The organism is Cryobacterium sp. 10I1 (assembly GCF_035019805.1).
Classification (GTDB): domain Bacteria; phylum Actinomycetota; class Actinomycetes; order Actinomycetales; family Microbacteriaceae; genus Cryobacterium; species Cryobacterium glucosi.
Genome location: NZ_JASJVF010000178.1, coordinates 1 through 6,859, shown reverse-complemented (window position 1 = coordinate 6,859; position 6,859 = coordinate 1). Strand labels below are relative to the sequence as shown.

Below are 6,859 nucleotides of genomic sequence, written 5' to 3'. Positions count from 1 at the left end.
GGTCGGGCTGCTGCGGGTGAGCAAGGGTCGCCTCATGCTCACGAGCAGGGGTCGGGCACTCGCCGAAAACCCGCGTGAACTCTGGTGGCACCTCGCGCGCACCATTCGCACGAGCCGCTCGCCCGTCGAGGCGGACGCGACCAGCCTCCTCCTGGTGCTCATCGCCCGGCGGGGTTTCACCGAGGCAGCCCTGTTCAAGCAGGCGCTCGCGCTCGGTCTCGAGACCATCGGCTGGGGGCAGAAGAACGGCGAGCGCCTTTCCGCGGATGCCGCGTTCCAGGTCGTGCTCCCCAAGTGGCGCCTCTTCAACCACCTCGGCGTCTTCGAACGGAAGCCCCGCGACTACCTGAACTGGACGATCACCCCGGGCGGGGCCGCCTTCGCCCGCGCGGCCCTGCAGAGCGAGGTCTAGCCGCGGAACACACGCGCTCGCCGGCTGCCGCTCAGGCCGCGATGCCCGACCCGATCGTCGTGAGGAAGAGCGGCACGAGGGCGGCGAACTTGGCGAAGGTGACCAGCGTCGTGACGACGACGATGCCGGTCCAGACCCAGATCGGGGTCAGGCCGCGGCCCGCCTGGTTACGCACGACGATCGAGCGGCCGATCACGTAGATACCGGAGGAGAGGAAGGTCCAGGCCCAGTGGAACGGGCGGGTGAACCCGTCGGCGAGCAGCCGGCGCCGGTCGAAGTAGGCGAGGGTGACCGACGCCGCGTAGACGGCGATGCTGAGGAGCTGGCTGAGGACATCCGTCGCCGACGTCGTCGTGCCGGTGGAGCCCTCCGACAGCCCCCGGTTGAAGTCCGCGGTGAGGTCGGTCGACGCCACGTTGATGAGCGACAGGAGCGGCAGCAGCGTGATGATCCAGATGGCCGCGGTGTAGACGGGCGTGTCCGGTGAGAGGACCCTGGTCGGAGCGAGGCGCCCGTAGACGGGAGGCTCGGGATAGTGCAGGTCCATGGTCCAGGCCGCGCCGTTCCACCAGCGCTGGCGAGGGGAGCCTGCGGGGTCCGGATACCAGCCCGCCGCGGGAGCCGCCGCGGGCATCGGAATGTAATTGCCTGATCCGTCGGTCATTGTGCCCCCACCTAGTCGATTGCGGTCAGTCTAGGGCCTCCGCTACGGGACCAGGGGGAAATCGCGGACCTGGCCCGGGGCGAGCCAGGCGTCCTGGCCCTCCACCCGTACCCGGATCGGCGGGGCACCGCCGGCGCTGAGTGTCACGCGCAGGTTCGTCGACGTGAGCTCGAGCCGGATCGGGTGGTCCCGGTAGTTGATGCTGAACGAGAACGCACCGAGCTCCGCGGGGAGTACGGGGTGGAGCCAGAGGATGTCGTCGCGGATCTCGAGGCCGCTGTAACACCGCACCATCATGTCCACGGACCCCGCCATCGCGCCGAGGTGGATGCCCTCGTGGGTGGTGCCGCCCTGGATGTCGGCGAGGTCGCTGTCCAGGGCCCTGGTCAGGAACTGCCAGGAGCGCTCCCGGTCGCGACGGGCCTCCACCCAGGAATGCACGACGTTGCTCAGGGTCGACCCGTGCGTGGACCGGGACCCGTAGAAGTCCACCGTGGCGACGACGGCCTCCGGCGGCAGAGGGTACCCCAGCCCGTGCAGCAGCCTCCGCAGTTCCTCGGCCGAGAACAGGTAGAGCAGCATCAGCACGTCGGCCTGCTTGGACACCCGGTGGTTGTTCGTGCTGTCGCCCTCCGCGTTGAGGATCAGGTCGAGCCGGCCGAGGTCGCCGTAGCGGGCGCGATACCCCGCCCAGTCGAACTCGGGGAGCGCCTCGTATCCGTCGAACTGGCTGGGCACCCCTCCGGCCAGGAACGACAGCCGGAGCCGGCTGCCGATGTGCCGCCAGCGGTCGACCTCGCCCGGGCGCAGGCCGAGCCGGTTCCAGAGCGGCCGGCAGCTGCGCCCGTTCAGCACGGCGACCATGTCGACGGCCCGCGCCATCAGCCAGGCGGTCATCACGTTGGTATAGGTGTTGTTGCGCAGCCCCGTTCCCGGCGCTCCGGGGGCTCCATCGTGGAATTCGTCAGGTCCCATGACGCCGGTGATGTCGAACCGGTCGGCGCTCTCGTCGTACCTGGCCAGGGCCGCGAAGAACCGGGCGACCTCCAGCAGCAGTTCGGCACCCTGGTGGATGAGGAAGTCGACGTCCCCTGTTGCCTGGTAGTACGTCCACACGCTGTACGCGACGGCCAGCCCGACGTGGCGCTGGTTGTGGGAATGATCGGGCATCCACTCGCCGGTGCGCGGGTTGAACAGTTCGGCCGGGGTCACCTCCCGCCCGTCGATGCCGCTCTGCCAGGGGAACATCGCGCCCTCGAGGCCGGCGGCCGTCGCGGCCGCCCTGGCCTCGGCGAGGCGCCGGTACCGGTAGCCGATGAGCGCCCTGCTCAGGTCGGGGCGGCGCAGGGTGAGCACCGGGTAGACGAAGACTTCGTCCCAGAACACGTGCCCCCGGTAGCCCTCCCCGGTGAGCCCACGGGCGGGGACGCCGGCGTCGAGGTCGGCGTCGACGCCGGCGAGGGTCTGCAAGACGTGGAAGGTGTTGAGGTTGAGCGCGAGGGACTGGTGCTCGTTGTCGTCGAGGTTCACCGCGAACTCGTCCCAGAGCCCGCGCCATTCACGTTCGTGCGCGACGAGAAGGTCCGCCGGGTCGGCGACCCGGCGCATCCACGCGGTCACGGCGAAGGGCGCCGACACGACGGCACGGTCCCTCGACGTGCCGACGATGACGGTCTTCTCCACCCGGACCGGGCGCCCAGGCTCGAGGTGCAGCTCGAACTCGTGCGCGACGAAGCCGGGTTCGCTCAGGAATCGCCGGTCCACCATGATCTCGCGGGGTGGGCCTGGCCGATCCGCGCCCGCAGGGTCGGCCTCGAAGACCCGGGTGCGCGCGGCCATCGCGATGTGCACGCCCGAGACGGTGGTTTCCATTTCGAGCAGCACGGTGCGGTCGTCGACCTCGGTGCGGGCACGTGGCATCAGGTGCCTGTTCGTGAGCGCGGCATCGGCCGCCACATTGCGGTTCGCGACGCGGCCGTCGACGGCCGAGCGCACCGTCACAGGGCCGGACCAGCCCTCAGCCTCAAAGGTCGTCTCGAGCACGGCGACGTGCGGGTCGGACTGGGACACGAAACGCCGCGAGGTGACCGTTGTCGTGTGCCGGTCGGCGTCCCGAAAGCGGATGACCCTGGTCAGCAGGCCGCGCCTGAGGTCGAGTTCCTGCCGGTAGTCCAGGACTCCGGGGTCCTCTGGCCGGAACCAGTCCGCGGTGCCGATGCGGAACGACAGGGCGAGCCAATTGGGGGCATTGACCATGTGCTCATCGTCGCGGGAATGGCTGCCGAGCTCGGTGTGAACCGGGTTGTAGACGCCGGCGAGGTAGGTGCCCGGGTAGTGTACGGCATCCGACGAAGCCTCTGGGGCAGCGCCCCGGGTGCCCCAGTATCCGTTGCCGAGGGCGCAGAGTGCTTCGCGGACGCCCTCGGTGGCCGGGTCGAAGCCCTCGAAGCGCAGCACCCAGGCGTCGGCAGCCGCGTCGCCGCCCGCGACGGCATCCGCGACGGTGCTCGGCGGGCGCCTCGGAACGGTGCTCGCATCGGCGGTGTTGCTCGGCCGGACGGTCGGGACCATGGCGCACCCTTCTGCGGTCATCCGTCCGGCGAAAGCCCTCGTGCATGCCCGTCGCCGGCCGGTGCTTGGATAGGGGGATGACCTTTGCACCGGATTCGCACCCAGAGTACATCGACGACCTCGCCGGCTTCATCGCAGCGTCGCCGTCCTCGTACCACGCCGCCGCGGAACTCGAACGAAGGCTCGAGGCCGGTGGATTCACCCGGCTCGACGAGCGCGATGAGTGGCCGGGAAGCGCGGGAAGCGCGGGCAGCACGGTCGGCGCGAACGCGGCCGTGGCCAGGCGGCACTTCATCGTGCGCGACGGCGCGGTCGTCGCCTGGGTGCAGCCGGCGGGGGTCGGCCCGGTGTCGCCGTTCCGCATCCTCGGTGCGCACACCGATTCGCCCGGCTTCAAGCTCAAGCCGAAGCCGACCATCGGCAACCGGGGCTGGCTGCAGGCCGGCGTCGAGGTCTACGGCGGCCCGCTGCTCAATTCCTGGCTCGACCGCGAGCTCGAACTCGCCGGGCGCCTCGTCACCCGAGACGGCACGGAGCACCTCGTGCGCACCGGCCCGTTCCTGCGCATCCCGCAGCTCGCCATCCACCTCGACCGTGACGCCAACAACGGCCTCACCCTCGACCGCCAGCGCCACCTGAACCCGGTCTACGGGGTCGGCGACCTCGATGCCGCGGACCTGCTCGCCCACCTCGCCGGCCTGGCCGGGCTCGAGGCGGCGGATGTGGCCGGTTACGACCTCCTGACCGCCGACTCCGCGGCCCCCGCGCGCTTCGGCCTCGGCAACGTGCTTTTCGCCGCCGGACGCCTCGACAACCTGTCGTCCGTGCACGCGGGACTCGTCGCGCTCCTCGCGGTCACGGACGACGACACGGCCGGTCTCGACGCCGCCGCGGGCGTGGTCCAGAGCACGAGTGTCCTCGCCGCCTTCGACCACGAGGAACTCGGTTCCCAGACCCGTTCCGGCGCGAGCGGACCGCTCCTCGACGATGTCCTGACCCGGATCGGGGCCGGACTCGGCGCATCCGCCTCGGACAAGCTGCGTGCGTACGCCGCCTCGTGGTGCCTCTCGGCCGACGCCGGGCACCTCGTGCACCCGAACTACCCAGAGAAGCACGACCCGGTGAACCTGCCGGTCCCCGGCGCGGGCCCGCTGCTCAAGATCAACGCGACGCAGCGCTACGCCACGGATGCCGCCGGTGCCGCCCTCTGGGCCCGCACCTGCGCGCAGGCGGGCGTTGCCTACCAGGAGTTCGTCTCGAACAACACGGTCCCGTGCGGCTCGACGATCGGCCCGCTGACCGCGACCCGGCTCGGCATCCACACGGTGGACGTCGGCATCGGGCTCCTGTCGATGCACTCGGCCCGCGAACTCTGCCACGTGGCCGACCCGGTCGCACTGAGCGCGGCGATCGGCGCCTTCTTCGCTCCCGGGGAGTGACGGCGGTCCGACGAGGGGGTAGCGGATACTTCCACTATCGGATATTCTCACTATCAGATAGTTCATGTATCTGATCGGATGGTCGTGTGCCGTCCCGAAGGAGAATCCCATGGCCACCCAGCTTGTCGTCGGCGCCGGTTATCTCGGCAGTGCCCTTGCCCGTGCCCTCGTCGAGCGCGGAGACACCGTCACTGTCGCCACCCGTTCCGGCACCGCCGCTGCCGGCGCGACCGCCCGCATCCTCGACGCCGCGGACGCCGAGGCCTTCGCCGCGGCGGCCGAGGGCGCGGCCACGATCTTCCTCACGACCGGACCGCGTCAGTACAACCGTTGGCCGGAGCTCTGGCCGCCGATGTTCCGGGCCGCCATCGTTGCCGCGCGCCGATCCGGGGCCCGGCTCGTGCTGATGGGCAACCTCTACGGCTACGGAGAGGGCAGCCCGATGCCGATGACCGAGGCGACGCCGCAGCATCCGACCGAGCCGAAGGGCCGGGTGCGCACCGAGGGCTGGGAACTCGCCCTCGCCGCCGCGAAGCGCGGGGAGATCCAGGTTGTGGAGGTGCGCGCGAGCGACTACTTCGGCCCGGGCGCTGGCAGGACCTCCCAGCTCGGGAGCGCCTTCTTCGGTCCGCTGATCGCCGGAAAGACCGCGCGCGTCTTCGGAAGCCCCGACGCGCCGCACAGCTGGTGCTATCTGGCCGATATCGTCGCAACCCTCCTCGCGGCGGCGGACTACCAGGGGTCGTGGGGTCGCGCCTGGCACGTGCCTGCCGCCGAACCGCTTTCCCGCACAGAGCTCGCCGCCCGCGTCAACGCACTCACGGTCAACCGCGGGAGCCTGGCCAGGCTCAGCCCAACGATGCTGCGCGTTCTGGGGATGTTCGTGCCGTTCATCCGCGCCGCCAACGACTCCGACTACCAGTTCACCGCCCCCTTCGTCGTCGACGCCGCAGAGACCGAACGACTGCTCGGTGTGGCTGCGACACCCTGGGAGGAGTCCCTTCCCGAGGTCATCGCGAGCTACCGTGCCCTCGAGGCCGCCGGACTGCAGGCCCAGGACGAGCGATGAGAATGGCAGAGCTGAGCACCCGGAGCGGGACCGCCGTCGCGACGATCAAGTATTACCAGCGTGAGAACCTCCTCGCCGGCGGGGAGCGTTCCGGGCCGAACCAGGCGCTGTACGCGGAGTCGCACCTCGAGCGCATCCGCCTCATTCGCGGCCTCACCGAGGTCGGCGGGCTGAGCGTCGCGGCCGTCCGGCGGGTGCTCGAGGCCATCGACTCCGAGCTGTCGCTGCCGGAGACCTTCGAGATCGCCCAGCACTCGGTGTCGGCGACGATCGATGAGTCCGCGGTGAGCGCGAAAGCCCTGGCCCGGGTGGACGCCCTCACCGCCGGCTGGCATGTCTCGGCGGCGAACCCCGGCCGACTGGCCGCGGCCAGGGTCGTCGACACCTTCGCCGAGGTCGGCCAGACCGACGCTCGCGGCTGGTTCGACCGGTACGCCGCCGCCGCCCTGCTGGCCGCCGAGGCCGACATCGACGAACTGGATGCGCGGGTCGACCGGGCCGCGAAGGGCGAGACCGTCGTGGTCGGCACCGTTCTCGGCGACAAGCTCTTCTCCGGCCTGCGCCGCGCCGCGCAGGAACACATCGCCGCCCTTCGCTACGGCATGCCTCCCGAAGCGGCGCCCGAGCCCGCGCCGCCAACGACTCCGACTACCAGTTCACCGCCCCCTTCGTCGTCGACGCCGCAGAGACCGAACGACTGCTCG

6 protein-coding genes are annotated in these 6,859 nt (G+C 70.7%); 4 read left to right on the top strand and 2 right to left on the bottom strand.

The window, feature by feature from the left end; genetic code table 11:
• The coding region (locus QN345_RS13770; protein WP_416347667.1) for a hypothetical protein at positions 1–412 on the top strand (412 nt) is incomplete at its 5' end.
• A gap of 31 nt (positions 413–443) precedes the next feature.
• On the opposite strand, the gene QN345_RS13765 is transcribed toward QN345_RS13770, so the two are convergent.
• Positions 444–1,076 carry a DUF2510 domain-containing protein gene (locus QN345_RS13765; protein ID WP_134559542.1) on the bottom strand — a complete coding sequence of 211 codons (633 nt, stop codon included), beginning with the start codon at positions 1,074–1,076 and terminating at the stop codon, positions 444–446.
• A gap of 42 nt (positions 1,077–1,118) precedes the next feature.
• Complete coding sequence (locus QN345_RS13760; protein WP_322188222.1) at positions 1,119–3,647, bottom strand: glycoside hydrolase family 65 protein; 2,529 nt, start codon at positions 3,645–3,647, stop codon at positions 1,119–1,121.
• Between the two features lie 77 nt (positions 3,648–3,724).
• On the opposite strand from QN345_RS13760, the gene QN345_RS13755 reads away from it, so the two are divergent.
• The 3 genes from QN345_RS13755 to QN345_RS13745 all read left to right on the top strand — a co-directional run.
• Positions 3,725–5,086, top strand: coding sequence for a M18 family aminopeptidase (locus tag QN345_RS13755; RefSeq protein ID WP_322135396.1), 1,362 nt, complete (start codon positions 3,725–3,727; stop codon positions 5,084–5,086).
• 109 nt (positions 5,087–5,195) lie between these two features.
• Entirely contained in the window at positions 5,196–6,155 is a 960-nt protein-coding gene (locus QN345_RS13750) for an NAD-dependent epimerase/dehydratase family protein (RefSeq protein ID WP_322135397.1), read from the top strand.
• On the top strand, positions 6,152–6,859 hold a 708-nt coding region (locus QN345_RS13745), incomplete at its 3' end, for a MerR family transcriptional regulator (protein WP_323508765.1). The genes QN345_RS13750 and QN345_RS13745, both read left to right, overlap by 4 nt.